The sequence below is a fragment of the Cupriavidus sp. 09_S30 genome, from assembly GCF_056930435.1.
In genome coordinates this window covers 1,135,904-1,160,219 of sequence record NZ_JBXOWI010000002.1, presented here as the reverse complement: position 1 = coordinate 1,160,219, position 24,316 = coordinate 1,135,904, and the positions used below count along the sequence as shown (strand labels likewise).

23 protein-coding genes and 1 pseudogene are annotated in these 24,316 nt (G+C 67.7%); 10 read left to right on the top strand and 14 right to left on the bottom strand.

Translation table 11 applies throughout. The annotated features are described in order from the left end of the window. Positions 1 to 25: 25 nt before the first annotated feature. A complete protein-coding gene (locus AC1Z3O_RS25375; protein WP_483518664.1) occupies positions 26 to 844 on the top strand; it encodes an acid phosphatase in 819 nt (272 codons plus the stop codon). Between the two features lie 100 nt (positions 845 to 944). Here AC1Z3O_RS25375 and AC1Z3O_RS25370 read toward each other — a convergent pair whose 3' ends face one another. The 3 genes and pseudogenes from AC1Z3O_RS25370 to AC1Z3O_RS25360 all read right to left on the bottom strand — a co-directional run bounded on the left by AC1Z3O_RS25370 (position 945) and on the right by AC1Z3O_RS25360 (position 2,368). Continuing rightward, the gene (locus tag AC1Z3O_RS25370; RefSeq protein ID WP_483518662.1) at positions 945 to 1,415 is read right to left on the bottom strand and encodes a CreA family protein; all 471 of its coding nucleotides are present in this window, start codon (positions 1,413 to 1,415) and stop codon (positions 945 to 947) included. 15 nt (positions 1,416 to 1,430) lie between these two features. Beyond that, positions 1,431 to 1,916 (bottom strand): acyl-CoA thioesterase, encoded by a 486-nt coding sequence (locus tag AC1Z3O_RS25365; RefSeq protein WP_483518660.1) that lies wholly within the window; start codon positions 1,914 to 1,916, stop codon positions 1,431 to 1,433. A gap of 169 nt (positions 1,917 to 2,085) precedes the next feature. After that, a pseudogene (locus AC1Z3O_RS25360) lies at positions 2,086 to 2,368 on the bottom strand (HU family DNA-binding protein). Positions 2,369 to 2,936: 568 nt separating this feature from the next. On the opposite strand from AC1Z3O_RS25360, the gene AC1Z3O_RS25355 reads away from it, so the two are divergent. Together AC1Z3O_RS25355 and AC1Z3O_RS25350 are read left to right on the top strand one after the other, a co-directional pair. Next, complete coding sequence (locus tag AC1Z3O_RS25355) at positions 2,937 to 4,181, top strand: ammonium transporter (RefSeq protein ID WP_483518658.1); 1,245 nt, start codon at positions 2,937 to 2,939, stop codon at positions 4,179 to 4,181. A gap of 109 nt (positions 4,182 to 4,290) precedes the next feature. After that, the gene (locus AC1Z3O_RS25350) at positions 4,291 to 5,148 is read left to right on the top strand and encodes a mechanosensitive ion channel family protein (RefSeq protein WP_483518656.1); all 858 of its coding nucleotides are present in this window, start codon (positions 4,291 to 4,293) and stop codon (positions 5,146 to 5,148) included. A 40-nt stretch (positions 5,149 to 5,188) separates the two neighbouring features. Here the strand turns inward: AC1Z3O_RS25350 and AC1Z3O_RS25345 are convergent, their stop codons facing one another. Then, complete coding sequence (locus tag AC1Z3O_RS25345; protein ID WP_483518654.1) at positions 5,189 to 6,400, bottom strand: Bcr/CflA family multidrug efflux MFS transporter; 1,212 nt, start codon at positions 6,398 to 6,400, stop codon at positions 5,189 to 5,191. Between the two features lie 326 nt (positions 6,401 to 6,726). Between AC1Z3O_RS25345 and AC1Z3O_RS25340 the strand changes: the two genes are divergently transcribed. Further along, positions 6,727 to 7,317, top strand: a complete 591-nt coding sequence (locus AC1Z3O_RS25340) for a hypothetical protein (protein WP_483518652.1) — start codon at positions 6,727 to 6,729, stop codon at positions 7,315 to 7,317. A 117-nt stretch (positions 7,318 to 7,434) separates the two neighbouring features. On the opposite strand, the gene mdoH is transcribed toward AC1Z3O_RS25340, so the two are convergent. The 6 genes from mdoH to AC1Z3O_RS25310 form a co-directional block, all read right to left on the bottom strand. Further along, positions 7,435 to 10,014 (bottom strand): glucans biosynthesis glucosyltransferase MdoH, encoded by a 2,580-nt coding sequence (gene mdoH / locus AC1Z3O_RS25335; protein WP_483518650.1) that lies wholly within the window; start codon positions 10,012 to 10,014, stop codon positions 7,435 to 7,437. Then, positions 9,987 to 11,456: a glucan biosynthesis protein G gene (locus tag AC1Z3O_RS25330; RefSeq protein ID WP_483521984.1), complete on the bottom strand. Its 1,470-nt coding sequence runs from the start codon at positions 11,454 to 11,456 to the stop codon at positions 9,987 to 9,989. Before AC1Z3O_RS25330 ends, mdoH begins: the two co-directional genes overlap by 28 nt. 578 nt (positions 11,457 to 12,034) lie before the next feature. Beyond that, complete coding sequence (locus AC1Z3O_RS25325; RefSeq protein ID WP_483521982.1) at positions 12,035 to 12,598, bottom strand: surface-adhesin E family protein; 564 nt, start codon at positions 12,596 to 12,598, stop codon at positions 12,035 to 12,037. A gap of 192 nt (positions 12,599 to 12,790) precedes the next feature. Continuing rightward, positions 12,791 to 13,672: a helix-turn-helix domain-containing protein gene (locus AC1Z3O_RS25320; RefSeq protein ID WP_483518648.1), complete on the bottom strand. Its 882-nt coding sequence runs from the start codon at positions 13,670 to 13,672 to the stop codon at positions 12,791 to 12,793. A gap of 377 nt (positions 13,673 to 14,049) precedes the next feature. After that, positions 14,050 to 14,253 carry a hypothetical protein gene (locus tag AC1Z3O_RS25315; RefSeq protein WP_483518646.1) on the bottom strand — a complete coding sequence of 68 codons (204 nt, stop codon included), beginning with the start codon at positions 14,251 to 14,253 and terminating at the stop codon, positions 14,050 to 14,052. A 265-nt stretch (positions 14,254 to 14,518) separates the two neighbouring features. Continuing rightward, positions 14,519 to 14,740: a hypothetical protein gene (locus tag AC1Z3O_RS25310; RefSeq protein WP_483518644.1), complete on the bottom strand. Its 222-nt coding sequence runs from the start codon at positions 14,738 to 14,740 to the stop codon at positions 14,519 to 14,521. A 125-nt stretch (positions 14,741 to 14,865) separates the two neighbouring features. On the opposite strand from AC1Z3O_RS25310, the gene AC1Z3O_RS25305 reads away from it, so the two are divergent. Next, positions 14,866 to 16,173, top strand: coding sequence for a hemolysin family protein (locus AC1Z3O_RS25305; protein ID WP_483518642.1), 1,308 nt, complete (start codon positions 14,866 to 14,868; stop codon positions 16,171 to 16,173). Positions 16,174 to 16,358: 185 nt separating this feature from the next. After that, positions 16,359 to 16,490: an entericidin A/B family lipoprotein gene (locus AC1Z3O_RS25300; RefSeq protein ID WP_483518640.1), complete on the top strand. Its 132-nt coding sequence runs from the start codon at positions 16,359 to 16,361 to the stop codon at positions 16,488 to 16,490. Between the two features lie 118 nt (positions 16,491 to 16,608). On the opposite strand, the gene AC1Z3O_RS25295 is transcribed toward AC1Z3O_RS25300, so the two are convergent. From AC1Z3O_RS25295 to AC1Z3O_RS25285, 3 genes are read right to left on the bottom strand one after another with little or no spacing between them, the layout of a single operon-like run. After that, positions 16,609 to 17,244, bottom strand: coding sequence for a bifunctional 4-hydroxy-2-oxoglutarate aldolase/2-dehydro-3-deoxy-phosphogluconate aldolase (locus AC1Z3O_RS25295; protein ID WP_483521980.1), 636 nt, complete (start codon positions 17,242 to 17,244; stop codon positions 16,609 to 16,611). A 24-nt stretch (positions 17,245 to 17,268) separates the two neighbouring features. Further along, positions 17,269 to 18,216: a sugar kinase gene (locus tag AC1Z3O_RS25290; protein WP_483518638.1), complete on the bottom strand. Its 948-nt coding sequence runs from the start codon at positions 18,214 to 18,216 to the stop codon at positions 17,269 to 17,271. Positions 18,217 to 18,253: 37 nt separating this feature from the next. After that, positions 18,254 to 19,525, bottom strand: coding sequence for an amino acid deaminase (locus AC1Z3O_RS25285; RefSeq protein WP_483518636.1), 1,272 nt, complete (start codon positions 19,523 to 19,525; stop codon positions 18,254 to 18,256). A gap of 132 nt (positions 19,526 to 19,657) precedes the next feature. Between AC1Z3O_RS25285 and AC1Z3O_RS25280 the strand changes: the two genes are divergently transcribed. From AC1Z3O_RS25280 to AC1Z3O_RS25265, 4 genes are all read left to right on the top strand, one after another. Next, a complete protein-coding gene (locus tag AC1Z3O_RS25280; RefSeq protein ID WP_483518634.1) occupies positions 19,658 to 20,539 on the top strand; it encodes a MurR/RpiR family transcriptional regulator in 882 nt (293 codons plus the stop codon). Between the two features lies 1 nt (position 20,540). Then, positions 20,541 to 21,992 carry an N-acyl-D-amino-acid deacylase family protein gene (locus AC1Z3O_RS25275; RefSeq protein ID WP_483518632.1) on the top strand — a complete coding sequence of 484 codons (1,452 nt, stop codon included), beginning with the start codon at positions 20,541 to 20,543 and terminating at the stop codon, positions 21,990 to 21,992. A 53-nt stretch (positions 21,993 to 22,045) separates the two neighbouring features. Beyond that, positions 22,046 to 22,438: a RidA family protein gene (locus AC1Z3O_RS25270; protein ID WP_483518630.1), complete on the top strand. Its 393-nt coding sequence runs from the start codon at positions 22,046 to 22,048 to the stop codon at positions 22,436 to 22,438. A gap of 199 nt (positions 22,439 to 22,637) precedes the next feature. After that, positions 22,638 to 24,002 carry a GntP family permease gene (locus AC1Z3O_RS25265; RefSeq protein WP_483518628.1) on the top strand — a complete coding sequence of 455 codons (1,365 nt, stop codon included), beginning with the start codon at positions 22,638 to 22,640 and terminating at the stop codon, positions 24,000 to 24,002. Positions 24,003 to 24,023: 21 nt separating this feature from the next. Here AC1Z3O_RS25265 and AC1Z3O_RS25260 read toward each other — a convergent pair whose 3' ends face one another. After that, a complete protein-coding gene (locus tag AC1Z3O_RS25260; RefSeq protein ID WP_483518626.1) occupies positions 24,024 to 24,299 on the bottom strand; it encodes a hypothetical protein in 276 nt (91 codons plus the stop codon). Between the last annotated feature and the right edge of the window lie 17 nt (positions 24,300 to 24,316).

The window sequence follows — 24,316 nt, the reverse complement described above, 5'->3', positions numbered from 1 at the left end:
AGCCGCATCGCCCAGGCGACGCAGCATGCCCGGCGCCCTCGCGGCCCTTGCCGCCATGGCGCTGGCCGGCTGCGCGACGCCTGGCGGCAGCCCGATCGGGCAAGTGCCGGAGATCCGGCCCGGCATCCTTGCCGGCTACCTGCAGGCCAAGGACCGGCCCGACAGCCTCGCGCTGGTCCCGCCACCGCCCGCGCCCGGCTCCGCCGCGCAGGCACTGGACGACGAGGTGGCCCGCCGCAACGCCGCGCTGCGCGACAGCGCGCGCTGGCAGCTCGCCGCGGGAGACGCCGTGCTCAACTTTCCGCAGGCAGCCGGCGCCTTCAGCTGCGCGCTCGGCGCCCCGATCAGCGAACAGGGCACCCCCCACCTCTACACCCTGATGCGCCGCACACTGGCCGACGCCGGCCTGTCCACCTACGGCGCGAAAGACCGCTACCAGCGCACGCGGCCCTTCGTCGCCAACCGGCAGCCGAGCTGCACGCCGCAGGAAGAGGCCAAGCTCGCCAAGGACGGTTCCTACCCGTCGGGCCACAACGCGATCGGCTGGGCGTGGGCGCTGGTGCTGGCCGAGCTCGCGCCGGACCGCGCCGATGCCCTGCTCGCGCGGGGCCGCGCCTACGGCGACAGCCGCCTGGTCTGCAACGTCCACTGGCAGAGCGATGCCAACGAAGGCCGCATGATGGGCGCGGCCACCGTGGCACGGCTGCACGCCGACCCGGTATTCCAGGCCGACATGGCAGCGGCACGCAGGGAACTGGCCGAGGAGCGCGCGCGCGGACTGCCGCCCACCCAGGACTGCCAGGCCGAGGCCGCCGCGCTGGCGCCGCCACTGGCAGGGCGCTAAGGCTCGGGCGCGATCTCGCCGTTGGCCTGGGGCACCTCGCGCGCCATGCGCGAGGCCATAGCAATGGCTTTGTGCTTGGCGATCCGCGCTCGGGGGGCCGTCACTTGACCGGGATCGGCGTCGAGGCGACGACCGGCACGGCGGTCACGCTGTTCTGCGGACTGCCGCTGACGATGCGGTCGGAATAGGTCAGGTAGACCAGGGTATTGCGCTTGCGGTCCACCGCACGGATCACGTGCAGGGTCTTGAACAGCATGGACATGCGTTCCGAGAAGACATTGTCCTGCTGCCGCAGCGGCCCCTTGAACGCGATCGGCCCCACCTGCCGGCAGGCGATCGACGCCTCGGGCGGATCTTCGGCCATGCCGAGCGAGCCCTTGATGCCGCCGGTACGCGCGCGTGACACGTAGCAGGTGATACCGTCCACCTGGGGGTCGTCATAGGCTTCGATCACGACCTTGTCGGAGCCCGTCATGCGGAAATTGGTACTGACGCTGCCGATCTCCTCGGCATGCGCCGCGGCAGCCTGGAGCAGGCAGCAGGCCGCCAGCGCGGTTATGGTGATGCGCATCGCCTTCCCCCGTCCTCAGCTCGCCGAACCCTTGATCTGATGCTGGCGCGTCTCCATCTCCTGGCGCAGTGCCCGGCGCTGCTGCGCGGCGGCGAAGCGCTCGCGCTCCACGTTGTCACGCGGCTCCAGCGGCGGCACCTCGGCCGGCTTGCCCTCGTCGTCGACGGCCACCATGGTGAAATAGCAGCTATTGGTATGGCGCACCAGCTTGCTGCGGATGTTCTCGGTCACCACCTTGATGCCGATTTCCATCGAGCTGCGCCCGGTGTAATTGACCGCGGCGAGAAAGGTCACCAGCTCGCCCACGTGGATAGGCTGGCGGAAGGTGACCTGGTCCACCGACAGTGTCACCACGTAGCGCCCGGCGTAGCGGCTGGCGCAGGCGTAGGCCACCATGTCCAGATACTTCAGGATCGTGCCTCCGTGCACATTGCCGGAGAAGTTGGCCATGTCCGGCGTCATCAGCACGGTCATGGAAAGCTGGTGGGGGAGTTCGTTCATGATGCAACCTGGTACCAAGGAAAGGCCGGCGCCCCGCGGGCGTGGCCGGTGCGGGCAGTTTACCGCGGAACCCTTTCCCGGCTATGACACGGCGACGCGGCGATGCGCGCCATCAAATAAAAAGCGGCCCCGAAGGCCGCTCAGTCGCGAAGCACCTACCTCGGACGACTTACTTCTTCTTGTTCACGGCGTCCTTGAAACCTTGGCCTGCGGCGAACTTGACGGTCTTCGCAGCCGGAATCTTGATGGTCTCGCCGGTGCGCGGGTTGCGGCCGGTACGCGCGGCGCGCTTGCCCGAGACTGAAGCTGCCGAAGCCCACCAGCGTCACCGAGTCACCCTTGGAGACGGCTTTCTTGATATTGTCCAGCGCCGCATTCAGCGCGCGTTCTGCGGCAGCATTGCTCAGTTCCGCGTCCGCGGCGATGGCAGATACCAGTTCACCTTTATTCATGGCTGATTTCCCTTGTTGGTCGTCTTGACCGGCTACTCCCCCGCCAGGCGGCGGATCACCGATCGGCGCAGTCTAATCTGCCCTTCGCGCTCAGAGCAATCCCCAGTGGCACCGACGCAACGAAAAAACCCGCAAATCCTTCGCCGACAGGCCTTGCGGGGGATTTGACGGGCATGCAGACGGGTCCTCCCAACCCCTCCAATGTAAACAACTGTAATCGCCGGCATTCCCCGAACCCGCTGCCTCGCCATCGGTCCCTGCCCGGCCGAGCCCGCCGGCACACCAATGTGGTGCATTGCACCGAATCCGATCACGACGGCAGGCCCTGCCGCCTCCTTCTGGCGCATCGCCCCGCATCGGTGCACACGCCGGCGCGACAAGTTGCCCGCCGGCGCCTCGCCCGCGCAGTGGCGGCGCCGCCCAAGGGCCTGATATTGGCCTGATGCCAGCCGAAATCCGCCACGCCCCCCCACCAGAACAGTGCGCACGCACCATGACGCTGCGCATCCAGCCCCATCTTGGAACGCTTTTTGCATACCCATGCGCCTATTTTGAGCACGAGGGTTTCATGGACAACTTGAAGAGCGGCACCGACGCCCTGTTCATCCTGCTCGGCGCGATCATGGTGCTCGCCATGCACGCCGGTTTTGCATTTCTCGAACTGGGCACCGTGCGCAAGAAGAATCAAGTCAATGCGCTGGTCAAAATCCTGGTGGATTTCGCGGTCTCCACCATTGCCTATTTCTTCATTGGCTATACGGTGGCCTATGGCGTGAATTTCATGGCCGGCGCCGATGTACTGGCACAGCGGAACGGCCATGAACTGGTGAAATTCTTCTTCCTTGCCACCTTTGCCGCGGCCATTCCGGCGATTATCTCGGGCGGCATCGCCGAGCGCTCGCGTTTCAATCCCCAATTGATGGCGACATTCGTGCTGGTCGGCTTCATCTACCCCTTTTTCGAGGGCATTGCCTGGAATCACCGCTTCGGCGTCCAGGACTGGATCACCTCGCTGACCGGCGCGCCCTTCCACGATTTCGCCGGCTCCGTCGTGGTCCATGCGGTGGGCGGCTGGATCGCCCTGCCCGCCGTGCTGCTGCTTGGCGCGCGGCGCGGCCGCTATCAGAAAGATGGCCGCATCAGCGCGCATCCCCCCTCGAACATCCCGTTTCTCGCGCTGGGCGCCTGGGTGCTGGCGGTGGGCTGGTTCGGCTTCAACGTGATGAGCGCGCAGACCATTGACAAGATCAGCGGGCTGGTAGCCATCAACTCCCTGATGGCCATGGTTGGCGGCACCCTCGCGGCCTGGTGGGCTGGGCGCAACGACCCGGGCTTTGCCTACAACGGCCCGCTGGCCGGCCTGGTCGCGGTCTGCGCGGGCTCGGACCTGATGCACCCGCTCGGCGCACTGGCCACCGGCGCTGTCGCGGGCGTGCTGTTCGTCCACGTGTTCACGCTCGCCCAGAACAAATGGCATATCGACGATGTGCTCGGCGTATGGCCCTTGCACGGTTTGTGCGGGGCCTGGGGCGGCATCGCCGCAGGCATCTTCGGCAGCCACGCGCTGGGCGGCCTCGGCGGGGTTTCCCTGGGCGCCCAATCGATCGGCACGGTGCTGGGCATCGTGGTGGCGTTGGTCGGCGGCACCGTGGTCTACGGCACGCTGAAGAAAGTGGTCGGCATCCGCCTGGATCCCGAGGCGGAATTCAACGGCGCCGACCTCTCCCTGCACCGCATCTCGGCCACCGCCGAACGCGAGACCAAGCTGGTAGACCCGTTCAGACGCTTCACCATTGTTTGCTTGAACTTCTGATTTTGGCAGCGCAATAATGATTTTTGCCCGTGCGGTGGCACCGCCGCCGCGGGCAACGATCCGTCGATCCGCGATCGACCTCTGTCGAGCCAGCCGGGAGAACAAGCAAATGGAAACCGCAACGCTGACGAAGTTCCAGGAAACGGTCACCACCTACGCTACCGAATTCGGCGTCAAGATTCTCGCCGCCCTCGCCTTCTGGATCATCGGCCGCTGGCTGATCCATTTTGTCGTCCGCATGGTCCAGGGCTCGCTGTCCAGGCAGAAGGTCGATCCGACGCTGCTGCGCTACGTCGGCTCCATCGTCACCATCACGCTGAACGTGGTGCTGGTGATCGGCATCCTCGGCTATTTCGGCATCCAGACCACCACCTTCGCCGCCCTGATCGCGGCGGCCGGCGTGGCCATCGGCATGGCCTGGTCCGGCCTGATGGCGAACTTCGCGGCGGGCGCCTTCCTGATCGTGCTGCGTCCTTTCAAGGTGGGCGACTTCGTCACGGTGGCCGGGATCACAGGCACCGTCAAGGAGATCGGCCTGTTCTCGACCGTGCTCGACGCCCCCGACAATGTGCTCACCGTGGTCGGCAACAACAAGATCTTCTCCGACACCATCCAGAACTTCACCGCCAACCCCTATCGCAGAGTCGAGCTGAAGGCCCAGCTTGCCGGCAGCACCGATCCGGCGGCCGCGGCCATCCTGCTCAAGGAGCGCATCGGCGCCATTCCCAATGTGCTGGACAAGCCGGCCGTGGACGTGGAAATCCTGGAATTCACGCTGGTGGGCCCGGTGCTGGCGGTGCGGCCCTACTGCAACAACGATCACTACTGGCAGGTCTATTTCGACACCAACCGCGTGATTCGCGAAACCTTCGGCCAGGCCGGATTCGCCGCCCCGATGCCCGCGCAGATGGTGGTGGTGCAGAACGGCGCGGCCGGCGCCGCTGGCGCAACCGCGCACGCGGCCTGAAGGGCGCGGGGGGCGGCCCTCGCCGCGTCGTTCCGGTGCGTCAACCCCGCGACACCCCGCTGCTGCCGTAGGCGCGCATCGCCACGGCGCCGACCCCGCACACACCCATCACGGCTGCCAGCGGCAGCGCGCTGCCCTCATGCCACAGGCTGACGGCGGCGCCGGCCAGCGTGCCCAGCGAGAACTGCAGCGTGCCCATCAGTGCGGAGGCGGTGCCGGCGCGATGCCCCTGGTGCGCCAGCGACAGGGCGGAGGCATTGGGCAGGACGCAACCCAGTGCCGCGATGAACAGGAAGAAGCCACCCAGCAGGACCGGCAGCGTGGCCCAGCCCGCCAGGCCGGCGGCGGCCAGCCCCAGCCCCGCCACGCAGGGCACGCACAGGGCACCGCGCAACACCCTGTCCAGCGCATGACGGCGCACCAGCCGCGCGTTGAACTGCGACATCGCGATCAGCCCGAAGGCGTTGGCGCCGAAGATGAAACCATAATGCGAGGGTGCGATGCCGTGCAGCTCGATCAGCACGAAGGGCGAACCGGCGATATAGGCAAACATGCCTGCCTGCGCAAAGCCGGCCGCCAGCGAATAGCCAAGAAACTCGCGATCGCGCAGCAGTTCGCCGTAGCTGGCAAGTACATGGCCTAGCCGCAACGGCACGGCACGCGCCGGATCCAGCGACTCCTCCATGCGCAGATGCACCAGCAGCAGGATGGACAGGCTGGCGGCGACCAGCACCCAGAAGATGGCGCGCCATCCGAGCGTCTGCAGGACGAAGCCGCCGAGAATCGGTGCCAGGATCGGCGCCAGTCCCATGACCAGCATCAGCGAAGAAAAGGCGCGCGCCGATTCGTGCGCGGACAGGCGATCACGAACCACCGCGCGCGCCACCACCATGCCGGCGCAACCGCCGAGCGCCTGCAGGAAGCGGAACAACATCAACGCCTCGACATCGCGTGCAAGGGCGCAGCCGGCCGCGGCCAGCGCATAGAGGCCCAGCCCGGCGTACAGCGGCGGCTTGCGGCCAAAGCGGTCGCTGATCGGCCCATAGAAGGCCTGGCCGAGGGCCAGGCCCACGAGGAAGGTGCCGAGGGTGAGCTGCACCCGGCCGATGTCGACACCGAGGTCGGCGGACAGCGCCGGGAAGCTCGGCAGGTACATATCGATGGACAGGGGGCCGAGCGCCGTGAGCGAGGCGCAGACCAGCAGCCAAAGCGGAAAGCGCGAGGACTGCTGCGCGCTTGCGGATGACGTCATGAGCGTTTGAGGGTTCCCGGAATGCCTTTACCCTGGCGGCGCGGACTCGCCCGCCGGGGCGCGAAGCCGCAATTGTTGCACAGCATAACGAAGTCGGCCCGCGCGCCGCTGCTGCCCGCGCGAGGGCCATGCCGCGGCGGCCTCCCGCCATACGCTGCACGGCCCCGCTCCGCTTGCGCCGATTCCATGTGTGGTGCGGCTTTCACGGCAGCCGGGGGGAAGGGTACAATGCGGCCTGTCGACGAGGCTGCGGCCGACGACCGCAGGCCAGACAAGCATGGCCAGCGGTTGCCGGCCATGGCCTGGTCCGGGCAACGTTTTTCTGCATGAGAACACGACTAACGCCGCTCCTCGCTCTGCTCGGCCAGGCCGCTTCGCTGGCGCTGCTGCCATGGACGCCGCCTGCTGCGGCGGCACCCGCCGCATCAAGAGCCCAGGCCCAGCCTGCCCAGCCGCCCGCTGCGGCTGCGCCGGACGAGGCCGAACCGCTGGCACGCATGCTCAAGGGGGCGGCAACGGGACAGAACACGGGGGCGGCTGGCATCCCTGAACTGCTGCGCAACACCAATCGCCCGGACAGCGTGCTGGCCCGCGCCTGCCGTCAGCTCAACGATGCATTGCCGATCGATATCGATACGGAAACCCGCTTGCGCCGCTGCCAGACCGTGCCGGGCAAGCATGTGCTGTTCCAGCTCGAGCTGGTCAACTACCGCGGCCCGATGCTGGATCTCGCCAGCTTCGAAGTGAACTACGCCGCGCCACTGCAGCGTAATATCTGTGCAAACCGGGATGTGGAAATCCTGACCAAGCTGGGCATCAGCATGATGTTCCGCTATATGACGCGCAACGAACGGGGCGAACGCCGCGTGGGCGACGTCTATATCAACGCGCCGATCTGCGCGACGACCCAGCGCTGAAGGTCCGGTGCTGAAGGTCCGGCGCCTATGCGGCGCGGGCGCCGAAGGCCCCTCCCGGGGCCGGCGGCCTGGTCACGCGATGCGCGCCGCGCCGCCATGTGGCGCTCTCCCCTGAGTTCAGGCCAGTGCGGCAAGCGGACGCAGCGGTACGACGTTGTCGGCCACGCGCTGCGCCACGGCGCGCGTGCGCTTCCAGCTTTCGTGCGCCAGCGGCGAACCCCAGACCAGCGCATGCAGGCGCGCCAGCGCAAGCGGGTTGCCCAGCAGCAGCAGCTTCTGCGCAGGCGTCAGTGCCGCCGGACCGCTAGTCAGCGCCTGCTGCAGCAAGTCTTCATACCGTGCATGCGCGGCCTCGGGCTGGATCGGACGCGCCGTGCCGGTGGCACACATCAGCGCGTTGGTCACCGGGTCGACCACCGCGTCGACGAAATCGGGGCCGGCATGCGCCGTTTCGACGTAGCGCTGCGTGTCTTGCATCTCGCGCGGCACGCTGACCTCTTCCGGAATGACGAAGAGATTCGCACGGCGCAGGGCACGGCCCAATGAAACGCGCGACAGGAACACCGAAAGCGGAATCGACAGGGCCAGCGAACCGACAATGGGCAGCAGCCACCAGATGAAGGAGGGGTTGAGCCGGAACACCAGCGCCCCCCAGCCCAGGCCCAGCAGCGTGTGCCAGCCATGGCGGCGCGCAGCCTCGCCCCAGCTGGTCTGCGCGTCCTCGCGCGGGGGCGATTTCCAGGTGATACCCCAGCCGCTATAGGCGGCCACCACGAACTTGGTATGGAACAGCATGCGCACCGGCGCCAGCAGCGCCGACAGCACCACCTCCATCACCATGCTTGCCAGCAGCGCCATGCGTCCACCATAGCCCTGCGCCTGGCGCATCAGCAGAAAGACACTGGCCAACTTGGGCAGGAACAGCAGGGTCGCCGTCGCGGAGAACAACGCCAGGGCCTTTTCCGGATGCCACTCCGGCCAGATCGGGAACAGCTGGTAAGGCTGGGTGAAATACTCGGGCGGCACCAGCTCATGCTTGGCGAGCAGCGCCGTGGACAACAACAGGAACAACAGCCACAGCGGCGCCGAGGCATAGGCCATCATGCCCGTCAGGAACACCGCGCGGTGCACGGCATGGAAGCCCTGTTTCATCCACAGGCGGAAATTCATCAGGTTGCCCTGGCACCAGCGCCGGTCGCGCTTGAGTTCGTCGAGCAGGTTGGGCGGCAGTTCCTCGTAGGAACCGGCCAGGTCGTAGGCGATCCACACGCCCCAGCCCGCGCGGCGCATCAGTGCGGCCTCGACGAAATCGTGCGACAGGATCTCGCCAGCCAGCGGCCCCTTGCCCGGCAGCGGCGCCAGTGCGCAATGCTCCATGAAGGGCTTGACGCGGATGATGGCGTTATGGCCCCAGTAGTGAGATTCACCCAGCTGCCAGTAGTGCAGCCCCGCCGTGAACAAGGGACCATACACGCGCGTCGCGAACTGCTGCACGCGCGCGTACATGGTCTCGCGGCCTACCGCCTGCGGCGCGGTCTGGATGATGCCGGCACCCGGGTTGGCTTCCATCAGCCGCACCAGCGTGGCCAGGCAGTCGCCGCTCATCACGCTGTCGGCATCGAGCACCACCATATAGCGATACTTGCTGCCCCAGCGGCGGCAGAAGTCCGCCACGTTGCCAGTCTTGCGCTTGACGCGGTGCCGGCGCCAGCGATAGAAGATGCGCCCGAAGCCGCCGACTGCGCGGCAGGTTTCCATCCAGGCATCGGTTTCGGCCACGCGCAGGTCCGGATTGCCGCTGTCCGAAAGAACGAAGAAATCGAAGTTGTCCAGTTCGCCCGTGCGCCCGAGCGATTCGTAGGTGGCGCGCAAGCCGGCGAACACGCGCGTGACGTCCTCATTGCAGATCGGCATGATCACTGCCGTGCGGGCGTCGGCAGCGATCGGGCCCGCAGCGGCGGCACTGCGCGAGATCAGATGGCGGTCGCCGCCCTTGGCCAGCACCAGGAAGCCCATCATCGCCGTCCAGAAACCGGCCGAGACCCAGGCAAACAGAATCGTGAACAGCGACAGGATGGCGACCTCGAGCGGGTCCCGTCCGTGATAAGGCAGCACATGCGCCATGAAGTAGGTGGCCAGCACGGTCTGTGCCACCACCAGCGCCAGCAGCACCCAGCGCCGATGCGAGCCGGCCGGATGCCAGGTGCCCAGCGCGTCCGGGCCATCGTGCAGTGTGTCCCAGACCGCGGGGACGGGCGAGCGGCCCGTCAGCCGGCGGCCGACATTGCGCAGCCAATGACCGAACACATGCGGCGGCCAGGGCTTGGGCACCATCGAGGCGCGCTGCGGGCGCGGGCCGGTGTCCACGTGCACGGTGCCGTCGCCGCGCCGCTCCAGTTGCGGATGGGCGCCGCGCTTGGCACCGGCGCCATAGGCCATGGTGAAGCGCTGTCCGACCGAGGCGTAGGCATCGTCCGGCTCACTGCCATTGGGGGATTCAGGTGCCGGGGCCGTCCCGGCCGCAGCCAGCCTGGCCTGCAGCGCATGCATGGTCGCCTGCGCATCGCCACCACCGGCGCGCGTGGCGTCGTCGAGCAGCGCCTGGCGCTGCTCTGGCGAGGCCGGCAGGCGTTCGACATAGCGTTCGCACGCCGCCGCCTGGCCTCGCTTCACTCTGGGGGTAAGATGTAGCTCCACGTCTCGGATAGGGTTGTGTTGCCATTACGGAGGTAGCCGCGCAGTTCCACCGGCTTGCCTTCATCCTTGCGCCGCAGCACAAGGGTCATGCGGTAGCCGCCGGTAGCGTCGTTGCGCTGCGTGACACGCTTGAGCACCTCCCCGTTGCCGTCGGCCGAAATCACGGCGTCGACGTGCGCATCGGGTGGCAGCTTCTTGAAGATGGGTCCTTCGAAATCGACCTGCAAGGAAAAGCTGTTGTCGTCGGCCTTGCGCGTCAGGCCCTGGCCGCGCCGCGTCTGCGTGACCCAGGACAGCGGCGGCGTACGCTCGCTACCCTTCTGCCACAGCAGCCGGTACTCGAAGTCGAAGGGCTGCTTGGGCTTGGGCGGATTGTCGGGCACCCAGAAGGCCACGATGTTGTCGTTGGTCTCGTCGGGCGTGGGGATCTGCACCAGTTCCACCCGGCCCGATCCCCAGTCGCCCTTGGGCTCCACCCAGGCGCTCGGGCGCCGCTCGTACCAGGAGCCGATCTCCTGGTAGCTGCTGAAATTTCGGTCGCGCTGCATCAGGCCGAAGCCCTGCGGATTGGTGGCCGCGAAGGACGTGACCATCAGCCGCTTGGGATTGACCAGCGGGCGCCAGATCCATTCGCCGGTGCCGAGCTGGACCGACAGGCCATCCGAATCGTGCACCTCGGGCCGGAAATCCGGCGACGTCGAAGGTTGGTTCTCGCCGAACAGGTACATGCTCGTCAACGGCGCCAGGCCCAGCTTGGTCACGTTCTCACGCAGGAACAGCCGCGCCTTGACGTCCATCGCGGTCTCCTCGCCCGGCTTGACGATAAAGCGGTAGGCGCCGCTCACGCGGCGAGAGTCCATCAGTGCGTAGATGGTGAGCTGCTTGTCGCCGGGTGCGGGACGCTCGATCCAGAACTCGACGAAATGGGGAAACTCCTCCCCCGAGTTGAGCGCGGTGTCCACTGCCAGCCCGCGCGCCGACATGCCATACCACTGGTCCTTGCCGAGGGCGCGGAAATAGCTCGCACCGAGGAAGGACAGCACTTCGTCCTTGCGCTTGGCCTGGTTGATCGGGTACAGCACGCGGAAGCCGGCGAAACCGAGCTTCTTCGCCTGTGCGGGGTCGATCTTGTGCGGGCCGTAGTTGAACGCCGCCGGATCGAACTTGATCTCGCGCACATTGCCGCTCACCACCTCGTTGATCCGGACCGGCCGATCGAACACCATGCCTTCATGGAAGAACGACAGGTCGAACGACGAGCGGTTGTTGCGCCAGGGCGAACGCTCGGGCTTGAACTGGATCTCGTGGTAACGCTCGAAGGACAGCTCGCGCAACTCGCGCGGCACGTTCGACGATGCCTGCTTGTAGGGCGTGCTGGCCAGCTGGCGCGCACGCGCCGCGACCGTATCGAAGTCGAAGGCATGGGCCGTCGCCGCCACCATCCCCAGCAACAGGGCGGCAAGGGCGGAAAGGCTGCGCTTCCGGCGCAGGACGCGCACGGATGTGGAACGGAAGACCGCTGCGATCCTGCTGGGCAGCGCAAAAGTATCTGACATGAATGCCGGTGTGATGAATGCCGGTGTGATGGCTTGAAACGAAGCGGACTGCGGAAACGATGTTGCAAGAGACGCGCCAGCCGCGTGGGGAAGCCCCTCCTTCGTCGATGGCGGCAAGCCTGACGAGCGAGGCTTTTTCTTGCTGCAATGCGCAAGAAATACCTTAGCAAGCGGAGTCTTAGAAGTCACGTTTCGTGCCAGAAACGTTTGCAACTTTTTGCTACAGGGTTGCCCGATCGCCGCTTCCCGTAAGGCTTTGCGGGCGATGCGTCACCCTTGCCGATGACTGTCCGCGAGCACACTGCGCTTGCCTCGGCACATACGGCCAGCGGCTGCCTGCGGGCACCCTTCGATGCGTGCCCGCAGACCGGGCGGCCGGCGGAAATGGCATGCGTCCCGGGCGCCACGGGCGGCGATCCGGGACGATCGGTAGCAGTGAATGACTGGATCAGTGAATGACCAGATCAATGGCAAAGCCGATTCATCAGGTCGCCCGCGATGGTGCCGCTGGCGGCAGCCTGAGGGGCGCGGGACTCCGGCGCGCGAATGCTGTAAAGCGCCTCGCCGCGCGCATAGCGCTTGGGGTACAGGGTCTGATCGACGACCGCGTAGGTCGATGTGGAGCAGTCGAGCACCATGCGCTTGAGCGACGAAGCAATCGGCTCGCCGGCGGTCGTGCGGATCACGCCGCCGGACGGCGCATTGCGCATCAGTACGACGCCGACCTGGCTGTCACGGCGGCGAACCGAGGTGGTATCGAAATAGGTGATCACGCCATTGGCGCCCATCAGGGGCAGCCAGCGCTGCGGATCGGGCGCAGCGGGATCCGGGGCCGAAAGCAGAGCACACCCTTCGCGCGGCGTGGAGCGGAATACGGTGTCCCCGCTCGCGCTCTCGCATTGATAGAGGCCAGCAGCGGCAGCCGGGCGCGTGGCGGCGGCATTGCTCACGCCTTGCGCGTGCGCCGCCATGTACAGAGCGCCGCCGGCGAGCAGCGCGGCGGCACGGAGAAATCGGTGAAACAGCATGGGCTTGCCCTCATAAAGACGGGAAAAAACAGCCCGCATTGTCGCACAGGCTTCACCGGCTGCCTGTATGGCCCCCCGCGCGGGCCGCTGCGCGCGCATGTTGCAGGGCGAGGCAGGCAGCGCCACAGGCATGCAGCAATGGCCCGCAACGCGCAGGGAGACTCGCTCCCCGGCGCATGCCGAGACCGGGATTCAGCGCCCGCCACGGCTCGCCGTCGCTTGCGCCGCCAGCGACTCGAAGACCTGGCGCGAGGCGTCGTCGGTCGGGAAGAAACACTCGATCCGCAGCTCCTGCAGGCTGGCGTCCTGCGGGATGCCCAGCGTGGTCAGCGTCGAGAACAGGGAGGCCTTGAGGCCGGGCGCCGACAGCACTACGGGCAGCACGGGCGGCGGCGGGCCGTCGGCCCCGTCTTCCTCGAACAGCGGCGCGCCGCCCGGTCCCACCATATCTGGGTGCCAGGCTGAGATCCGCGCGAAGATCTCGCGCGCCATGCGGTCGTGCGCCTGCACCTGCAATTCCTGCCAGACCCGGCGCAGCAGGTAACGCCCGACCTGGCGCGCATTTTCAATCGACTGCCACAGGCCGCGCGGATCGAATACCGTCAGCATCAGGTTGATGCGCCCGCCGCCCTGCTCCAGCGATGCCGGCGCCTTGCCCGCCAGCAGCAGCGCCAGCATGCGTTGGTAGGCCTGGTTGGCATCGACCAGGTTCCAGAAACGGTCCAGCACGACGGCGGGATAGGGTTCCTGCTTGGCCAGGATCAAGGCGATGGCCTGCTGCACCATCCGCGCCGGCGGCGCGGCCAGCCCCTGCTCGCTGTAGGCGGGCGCGAAGCCGCCGGCCAGCAGCAGGCGGTTGCGCTGGCGCAGCGGTACGCCCAGCCGCTCGGCCAGTGCCAGCACCATCTCCCGGCTCGGCCGCGCCCGGCCCGATTCCAGGAAACTAATATGGCGTTGCGATACGCCGGCCGCCTGTGACAGCGCCAGCTGGCTATAGCCGCGCCTGCCCCGCCAGTAGCGCAGCAGCGCGGGGAAATCCAGGGCGGACTCGGAAGCGGGGGTCAGGGTGTCCATGGCGGTATTACAGCACGCCGGATGCGGCACCGCGACTACCTGCGAGGTAGTTGTGGCGATTCAGGCGAAGTCTGTTGCAAATCAATTTAACAGGCCTGCTTCTAATCTCCCGAAAAGAAACCGTGCTGGCCCTCCCAACCCCGGAAATACCCCTCCAATAGGCGGATGAAGAGCAGCGAACCGCGCGCCTAAAGTAATTCCGTCGCACCACGGGGGATGTGACACGTTCGCTGGCATTCCCCCTTCCCACCCGGCGAAGGGGGATTTCTCGCCAGAACAATCGGCGAGCGGACGAAGTCCGTCGAGGGGCAGCTCAAGCCGTCGCCCCGCGCAGGCGAAAGTCTGCCCCTTTGTGCAAAGTGCGGCGTGAGCCTCTGTCACGGGTGGTCGTCAACCCACGCCTTCGCCCAGGCAATTCCGGCGGCCACCGCTGCCTCGAAGGTCGGATAGTAGCCGAGCGGTTCCGAGCCCTCTATCAGCGAGCCGCCCCGCTCAACTCCGCCTTGCGCTTCGAATGACCCATCGGCCAACGGCCTGGCATGCCCGCGAACGATGTACCCCCTGTACTCTTCGATGGCCATGCCGCCCTCCTTTCCCGGTCAGATTGAGAATCGCGGGCCATCGGCGGTCGCGGGGCGCCGAGTGGGTCGGAATCAAGACGGCCGTCTGAGGGAATTCCAGTCGAGTGATAGATCGAGTGCTGGGCGATTGGATTAACAGCCCGCGCCAGATAATGCGCCCAGGAATTTTCCATTGCCTGCCAGTTAATCATCGCCATTCAGCACGGCGCGCACGCCCCGCTGCCGCGCCGCCTGCATTCGCCTGCATTCCGCCCACGAGCGGCGTTCAATCCACCTCACCGGCATCGATGGTGCGCATGGCGGCGGCCTCGGCCATGGCCACCGCCGCCTCGGCCGTCGGCGCGATGCCGACCTCCTCCCGGTAGTAAGGCACGCTTGCCGCTTCGCCGAAGGCATCGGCGATCACCACCAGGCCCAGGTAACCGTTATCGGCCGGCACGGCCTGCGCCAGCACCGCGTATCCGCCATACTCGAAGCGACGTTCCATGGACGCATCCTCCGCAGATTCCCTCTCGGCAATCATAGGACAAGCCCGTAGATGACCACGGGCTGACATGCGCGAATGGTATCCTTGACGTTTTTCACCCCCGCGCGCAAAGGGCGTGCACCCTGATGGAAATTGCCATATTACTGGCGCTGATTCTGATCAACGGCTTGTTCGCCATGTCCGAAATCGCGCTGGTGACGGCGCGCAAGGCGCGCCTCCAGCGCCACATCGAAGACGGCGACCGGGGCGCGATCGCGGCGGTCAAGCTGGGCGAGGATCCCACCCGCTTCCTTTCCACCGTGCAGATCGGCATCACGTCCATCGGCGTGCTCAACGGTGTGGTCGGCGAGTCCACGCTGGCGCAGCCATTCGGCGTATGGCTGCAGGGACTGGGCCTGCACGCCCCCACCGCGGGCTACGTGGCCACCGCCATCGTGGTGGCGGGCCTGACCTATTTTTCCATCGTCCTGGGCGAACTCGTGCCCAAGCGCCTCGGCCAGCTCGCGCCCGAGGCCATCGCGCGCGTTGTCTCGCGCCCCATCTCCTGGCTGGCCACCGCCTCGACGCCGCTGGTACGCCTGCTGTCCGGCTCCACCCGGCTGATGCTGCGCGTGCTTGGTGCGCAGAGTGCGCGCGGCCCGGCTGTCACCGAAGAAGAAATCCACGCGCTGCTGGTCGAGGGCTCCGAAGCCGGCGTGATCGAACAGCAGGAACACACCATGGTACGCAATGTGTTCCGCCTCGATGACCGCCAGCTGACCTCACTGATGGTGCCGCGCGGCGACGTGGTCTGCCTGGACGTCGAGGTGCCGCTGGAAGAGAACCTGCGGCGCATCGAGGAATCCGACCACTCGCGCTTCCCGGTGGTGCGCGGCGGCATGCACGACCTGCTCGGCGTGGTCAGCGCGCGTCAGTTGCTGGCGCGCCGCCTGCGCGGCGAGCCGGCCGACCTGACGGCGGTGCTGCAGCCGGCGGTGTTCGTGCCCGAGAGCGTGACCGGCATGGAACTGCTGGAGAATTTCCGCTCCTCGGGTGGCCAGACGGCCTTCGTCATCGACGAGTACGGCGAGGTGCTTGGCCTGGTCACCCTGCAGGACCTGGTCGAGGCCATCACGGGCGAGTTCAAGCCCGAGAGCGCTGACGAAGAATGGGCGGTACAGCGCGAGGACGGCTCCTGGCTGCTGGACGGCCTGATCCCGATCCCCGAAATGAAGGACCGGCTCGCGCTGCGCCATGTCCCCGAGGAGGACAAGGAGCGCTACCACACGCTGTCCGGCATGCTGCTGCTGCTGCTCGGCAGGCTGCCCCAGACTACGGACAGCGTCGAATGGGGCGGTTGGCGCTTCGAGATCGTCGACATGGACGGCAAGCGCATCGACAAGGTGCTCGCCACGCGGCTCCCGCCTGAGCAGGAACTGGAGACGACTGGCTGAGGCGCCCTGGCTGCCGCAGCAGGTGCCAGCGCGGAGGCGCTGCGCTCCTGGCTGGCACACGCCGCCCGGCTTGTCGAGCCCATCGTTTGCGCAGTTACAAATTGGCACATTCATCCGCCAATACGCCTCGCGGCGACGGTAAAATTACTACCAAGCCATAAATCGCAAATGAAAAGGAGCCTGGCGTGAAGAAAGGATGGATCTGGTGCGTGCTGTTCGCGACCCTGCTGGCGGGGTGCAATACCATGGCCGGCCTGGGGCAGGATATCCAGAAGGGCGGCCAGAAGCTGGAAAGCGCCGCCGACCGTTCCAAGTAAGGTTGACGGTCGATGACACCATGTGCGGCGGGCGGTCCCGCCGGCGCACACGATGCAGGATGCAAGCCGGGCCTTGGCCCGGCTTTTTCATGGCCCTCACCCGGCGAACTGCAGTACTTCAGCGCAACGCCGCCGCCTGTTGCGCCAGCGCGCGGATACGCGTCCAGTCTCCCGCCGCCACGGCGTCCTTGGGCACCACCCACGAGCCCCCCACGCAGACCACATTCGGCAACGCCAGGTAGTCCTGCGCCTTGGCGGCGTTGATACCGCCGGTCGGGCAGAAGCGCAGCTGCCCGAACGGTCCATACAGCGATTTGAGCATCGGCACGCCGCCGGCCGCCTCTGCCGGGAAGAACTTCAGGAAAGAGAACCCGGCCTCCAGCGCGGCCATTGCCTCGCTGGCGGTGGCCACGCCGGGCAGCAGGGCGATGCCCTCGCCCTGCGCAGCGACGGCCAGCGCCGGCGTCAGGCCGGGCGACACCGCGAATTGCGCGCCGGCCTCGCGCACGGCCTTCAGCTGGCCGGCGTTCAGCACCGTGCCGGCGCCGACGCAGGCTTGCGGCAAGGCTGCCGCCACAGCGCGGATGGCGTCCAGCGCCACCGGCGTGCGCAGCGTGATTTCCAGCACCGGCAGGCCGCCGGCCACGAGCGCTTCGCAGACATGGAGCGCCTCGTCGACCGAGGCGAATTCAAGCACGGGAATGACGGGAACGCCGTCCAGGCGCTGGAGCAAAGGGGAAGCATTGGCTTGCATGGCAGTCATGACAGTCCGAAAGGGTCAGACAGGGGGTTGAGGCGGCAGCGGCACGGGGCTGCCCAGGCGCCCCAGCACGGCCTGCGCGCAGGGAATGGGCGCCACCGCGCCGTAGCCGGTGGTCGATAGCGCCGCGGCCACGTTGGCGTAGCGCGCCGCGGCGAAGGGATCGTCGCCCGCCGCCAGGCGCGCGATGAAACTGCCGCCGAAGCAGTCGCCGGCACCGGTGGCGTCGAGCGCGCGCACGGGGTGCGGCGCCACCATCGCGCGCGCTTCGGGCGTGGCCACGTAGGCCCCCTCCTCGCCCAGCTTGAGCGCGACCAGGCCGATACCGCAATCGAGCAGATAGTCGACGACGGCATCGCGGTCGTCCAGGCCGGTCAGCACGGTGATGTCGTCCCAGCTCGGCAGGCATACGTCGGTAAGCGTGAAGGCTTCGCGCATGATGCCGCGCGCGCGCCCCAGCGACCACAGCCGCAAGCGCAGATTGGTGTCGAGCGAGACCTTGACGCCGGCCTTGCGCGCATGGGCCATCGCCGCCAGCCCCGCATCGCACGCGCTCGTGCTGATCGCCAGGCTGATGCCGGACAGGTGCAGGTAGCGCGCCTCGGCGATGGCCTGCAGCGGCAGGTGCTCGTGGCTGTAGCGGCTGGCCGCCGAGCCGGCGCGCAGGTAGTCGAAGTGGTGGCCGCGATGGTCGTGGCTGACGAAGTAGACACCGGTGGGCGCCGACGGGTCGATGCGCACGTGCCGCGTGTCGACTCTTTCGTGCGTCCACAACGCCAGCAGGCGTTCGCCGAAGCCGTCTTCGCCCACCGCGCTCAGGTAGCCGGTGCTGGCGCCCTGGCGCGCCGCGGCGATGCAGAAGTTCGAGGTATCGCCGCCGAAGCCCTGCAGATAGTGCTCGGGCCGGTCGGGCTGCTGGTTGAACTCGACCAGCGGCTCACCGAAGGCGAGTATGTCGATGCTCATGATGCGGTTGGTCTCCCCGGCCGGCGGGCCGGCGCGGTCAGAAGAAGGTCTGCACGACGTCGACGACTCTCAGCTTGTCGTCGAGCACCGGGATGTGGCGCCATTTGTCGAAGGTCAGGCACGGATGCGAGATATCGAAGGCGATCATGTCGCCCACGCGCAGGTCGTCCCCGGGCTGGATGCGCAGGTAGGCGTGCTGATCCATCATGCCCGTCACCTCCCAGTGGGCCGGCGTCTTGACCGGCCCGGCGCTTCCCGGCCGGTAGCTCTGCGCCGGGATGGGCATGCCGGCATCGTAGGCGGCGTCGCGCTTGCCCATACCGATGATGGCCAGGTCCGGCTCGGGCAGCGACTGCACATAGGCCCAGACCTGCAGCGCCGGCAGCAGGCCTTCGTGCATGCGCCGCGCGACTGGATTGGCGGCCAGGATGCGTTCCTGGGCGGCGCGGTACGCGCCGACATCGTGCGTGAGATAGCAGCCAGGGCGCAGCACGAGGTCCACCGCGGTGCCGGCACGGGCGACCGCGAATTCCTCGGCCACCACGTCATACCAGGCGGAACCCGCACCGGACAGGATCGCCGGGCTGCGGCCGAAGCGGCCGGCCTCGAGCAACTGCCGCGTCACGGCCACCGCGCGCTGCAGCAAGGCGCGGATGTCGCTCTCTTCCTTGAGCACCCCTTCATACAGCTCCACGCCGGCCAGCGACAGCGCCTCGGGCCAGCGCGCCAGCGCGGCCAGGACCGCTTCCTGCTGCGCGGCGTCGCGCACGCCGGTACGGCCGCCCGCCACGCCCAGCTCCAGCAGCACCTGCAGCTTCTGGCCGCGCGCCTGGAAGTAGGCGCCGAGCTGGTCGACCAGCTCCGGCGAATCCACCAGGCAGAAGAACTCGAAATCGGGATCGCGCAGCAGATCGGCCACGATCTCCATGTTCCGGCGGCCGACCAGCTGGTTGGCCATCAGCACGCGGCGCACGCCGTGCGCATGCGCGGCGGCGGTCTGATGCGCGGTCGCCAGCGTGATGCCCCAGGCACCTGCGGCGAGTTGGCGCGCGAACAGCTTGGGCGCCATCGTGGTCTTGCCGTGCGGCGCCAGTTGCATGCCGTAGCTTTCGGCGAAGCTGCGCATCCACGCCAGGTTGTGCGCCAGCCGGTCCTCGTAGAGCACCGCGGCGGGCAGGCTCAGCGTTTCGTCGAGCAGGCTCCAGCCCAGGCCCGAGCCCGCGTCGCCCGGCGCCAGCGGGGCGTCCAGCTTGCCCAGGGCCTTGTTGAGGGGGTCGATGATGCCCGCCTGATACTTTATTTCACGCATCGTATCTCTCACCTTTTCCTTACCCTGAAAGGGTCCTGCGAAATTCCGATTGACGTAATCATAGCCTTGAAATTACGATATTTCACCTTTGTTATAAAGTAACACGCCAAGCCGCCACGGCAACCAGCCAACATGAGCCCCACTTTCGACATCCTGACCCGCATTGCCGAACGCGGCCCCGCGCTGCGTCTGGCCGAGCAGAAAGTGGCGCAGGTGATCCTGGCCGACCTGGCCGGCGCAGCGGCCACCAGCATCAATGAGCTGGCGCGCAAGGCGGGTGTCAGCGAGGCCAGCGTCACCCGCTTCGCCAAGGCCATCGGGTGCCGCGACGTGCGCGACCTGAAGCTGCGCCTGGCCCAGGCCACCGCCGTCGGCCAGCGCTTCCTGCAGCAGCCGCCGGCCGAGCCGGCACCGGCCACGCTGGCTGGCAGCATCCACGCCGACGCGGTGGCCTCGCTCGACGCCAACCTGAAGCTGATCGACGCCGAGCGCATCGAACACGCGGCCCGGCTGTTGCTCGGCGCGCGCATGATCTACGCTTTCGGCATGGGCGGCGGCTCCACATTCATGGCGGACGAGGCGCGCTTCCGTCTGGCGCGGCTGGGCCGGCCGGTGGCGAGCTACCAGGATGCACTGCTGCAGAAGATGGTGGCGGCGACGCTGGAGCGCGACGACGTGGTACTCGCCTTCTCGGCCACCGGCGAAGTGCCGGAGCTGCTGGCGAGCTGCGACGTGGCGCTGGAGTATGGCGCGCGGCTGGTCGCGGTGACGGCGCTGGGCTCGCCGCTGGCAGCGCGTGCGCACGTGCTGCTGCCGGTGCGCTCGCTGGAGACGGATTTCATCTTCAAGCCTTCGGCATCGCGCTACGCCATGATGCTGGTGATGGACGTGCTCGCCACCCAGCTCGCGCTGTTGCAGCAGGAACCGAGCAAGGAGCGGCTGCGCCGCCTCAAGTACGTGCTGGACGCGCACCGCGGCACGCACCGCGACGGCCGGCAGCCGCTGGGAGACTGAGATGCCCCACGCCTTCGACACCCTGATCCGCAACGTGACCCTGGTCGACGGCTCCGGCGCGCCAGCGCGCCTGGCCGACGTGGCGCTGCGGGATGGGCGCATCGCCCGCATCGACGCACCCGGGTCCATCGACCGCGACGCCGCCGCGCGCGTGGTCGAGGGACACGGCCTGGTGCTGGCGCCCGGCTTCATCGACGTGCACACCCACGACGACACCAACGTGGTGCGCGAGCCCGGCATGGCGCCCAAGCTGTCGCAAGGCGTGACCACCGTCATCGTGGGCAACTGCGGCATCAGCGCGGCGCCGGTCACGCTCAAGGGCGAGCCGCCCGACCCGATGAACCTGCTGGGCGGCGCCGATGCCTTCCGCTACCCGGACTTCGCCGCCTACGTGCGGGCGATCGAGGCCGCGCGCCCGGCCGTCAACGTGGCGGCGCTGGTCGGCCACACCGCGCTGCGCAGCAACCAGATGGACCGCCTCGACCGCGCGGCCCGTCCCGAAGAGATTGCGGCGATGCGCGCCCAGCTCGAAGACGCGCTGGCGCACGGCGCGCTCGGCCTGTCGACCGGGCTGGCCTATGCCAATGCCTTCTGCGCGCCGACCGAGGAAGTGCTGGCGCTGGCCGAGCCGCTGGCGGATGCGGGCGCGCTGTATGCCACCCACCTGCGCAGCGAATTCGCCGAGATCCTCGACGCCATGGACGAGGCCTTCCGCATCGGCCGCCACGCGCGCGTGCCGGTGGTGATCTCCCACCTCAAGTGTGCCGGCGTGCCCAACTGGGGCCGCAGCGGCGAGGTGCTCGACGCGCTGGACGCCGCGCGCCGCTGGCAGCCCGTCGGCTGCGACTGCTACCCCTACACGGCCAGTTCCTCCACGCTGGACCTGAAGCAGGTCACCAGCGAATTCGACATCACGGTCACCTGGTCGGAGCCGCATCCCGAGATGGGCGGACTGCTGCTGGCCGAGATCGCCGCCGAGTGGGAGGTGGACCTGTTCGAGGCCGCGCGCCGGCTGCAGCCCGCCGGCGCGGTCTACCACTGCATGGAAGACGCCGACGTCGACCGCATCCTGAGCCACCCCGCCACCGTGATCGGCTCCGACGGCCTGCCCAACGATCCGCTGCCGCACCCGCGGCTGTGGGGCGCCTTCCCGCGCGTGCTGGGCCACTACGCCCGCGACCGCGAGCTGTTCCCGCTGGCGGTCGCCGTCAACAAGATGACCGGACTGCCGGCCGAGCGCTTCGGCCTGGCCGGGCGCGGCCTGGTGCGCGAAGGGTACTGGGCCGACCTGGTGCTGTTCGACGCGGACACCATCCAGGACGCCGCCACCTTCGCCGACCCCATGCAGCCCGCCGAGGGCATTGCCGCGGTCTGGGTCAACGGCGAGCTGTCCTGGCAGGAACGCCAGTCCACCGGCACCCGCGCCGGACGCTTTCTTGCACGCGGCGCCTGAAGCGCGCCGCCCTCCCCCTCTATCCTTTCCCACACGGTTTCACAGGAGTACCCATGGACATCAAACGATACGGCGTCGAAGGCGGCACCGGCACCGGCGGCCAGCACATGCCATTCGCGCGCGCGGTGGAGGCCGACGGCTGGCTCTACGTTTCTGGCCAGGTGCCGATGGTGGCAGGCGAGGTGATCGACGGCGGCATCGTGCCGCAGACCCACCAGGCCATCAAGAACGTGCTGGCCATCCTGGCCGATGCCGGCTACGGCCCCGAGCACGTCGTGCGCTGCGGCGTCTGGCTGGACGATGCGCGCGACTTCGCCTCGTTCAACAAGATCTTCAAGGAATACTTCGGCGCCAATCCGCCGGCGCGCGCCTGCGTGCAATCGAGCATGGTGGTGGACTGCAAGGTCGAAGTGGACTGTATCGCCTACAAGAAGCCGTCGGCCTGAACCGGCGCCGCCGCAGCCCGTCCATGGAAGGCGGGCGCGGCCTGATTCAAGCAGCTTTCTCAAGCTTTCTCAGCTTTCTACCTGATTTGAAAAACGGCCGCCCCGCCGGGCGGCGCCCTGCCCTGGGCGCCGCAGCGGGCGCGGCCACGTTCGCAGCGGAAGCGGGCGGCTCCGGGGCCGTGCCGCGCAAGGAGACAATATGGGTGCCGTAACCGGAACCACACTCTTGATCTATGCGCTGATCGCCGTGATCGCGCTGGTCGTGCTGATCGCACGCTTTAAGCTCAACCCTTTCATCACCCTGGTGACCGTGTCGGTGCTGCTCGGCTTTGCCGTGGGCATGCCGATGGGCGACATCATCAAGTCCTTCGAGGCCGGCGTGGGCGGCACGCTGGGCCACATCGCGCTGGTCGTCGGCCTGGGCACCATGCTTGGCAAGATGATGGCCGAATCGGGCGGCGCCGAGCGCATCGCGCGCACGCTGATCGATTTCTTCGGCGAGAAGAACGTGCACTGGGCCATGGTCACCATCGCCTTCATCGTCGGCCTGCCGGTCTTCTTCGAGGTCGGCTTCGTGCTGCTGATCCCCATTGCCTTCAACGTGGCCAAGCGCACCGGCACCTCGATGGTACTGGTGGGGTTGCCCATGGTGGCCGGCCTGTCGGTGGTGCACGGTCTCATTCCGCCGCACCCGGCCGCGCTGCTGGCGGTGACCGCCTACGGCGCCGATATCGGCAAGACCATCATGTACGCGCTGATCGTCGGCATCCCGACCGCGGCCATCGCCGGTCCGCTGTTCGCCAGGCTGATGGACCGCTACGTCAAGCTGCCGGAGACCAACCCGCTGGCCGAACAGTTCACGGAGGAAGCCGACAGCGTCAAGGCCTCGCACCACCTGCCCGGCTTCGGCATCACGGTGTTCACCATCCTGCTGCCGGTGATCCTGATGCTGCTGGGCAGCTGGGCCGATCTGTACACCACGCCCAAGACCTTCGCCAACGACTTCATCAAGCTGATCGGCAACTCGGTGATGGCGCTGCTGATCGCCGTGCTGGTCAGCCTCTACACCTTCGGCCGCGCACGCGGCTTCAACCGCGAGACCATCCTCAAGTTCACCAATGAGTGCGTGGCGCCCATCGCCATCATCACGCTGGTGGTCGGCGCGGGCGGCGGCTTCGGACGCATCCTGCGCGACTCCGGCATCTCCGACGCCATCGTCCAGGTGGCCACCGGCGCCCACGTATCGGTGCTGGTGCTGGGCTGGCTGGTGGCCGTCATGATCCGCATCGCCACCGGCTCGGCCACCGTGGCCATGACCACCGCCGCCAGCATCGTCGCGCCGATCGCCCTCAACGTGCCGGGCACGCATCCCGAACTGCTGGTGCTGACCACCGGCGCCGGTTCGCTGATCCTGTCGCACGTCAACGACGGCGGCTTCTGGCTGGTCAAGGAGTACTTCAACATGACGGTGCCGCAGACGCTGAAGACCTGGACGGTCTGCGAAACCATCATCTCCGTGGTGGCGCTGCTGCTCACGCTCGGCCTGGCCGCCATCGTCGGCTGACGGCAGCGCGGCGCCCGCGCCTCAGTTGCCGAAGGGATTCGGCGCCGAGCTGGGCGGCGCATCGCCCAGGTCGAATTCGTCGCGCGCGCGGTCGACCACCGCGCGGATGGCGCGCTCGTGCCCCGTGGACTGGCCGATGCCCTTCATGTCCCAGTTGCGTCCGCGCGCGTCGCGCGGATGCGGCTGGGGCAGCGGCACCCGAATCCGCGCGCCCTCGTCGGCAATCTCGTCGATCCTCTGGATACGCCGGCTGACCTCTTCCTGCAGCAGGCGTGCGCTGCGTTCCCGCTTGGCCATGGCAATCTCCCCGAGAG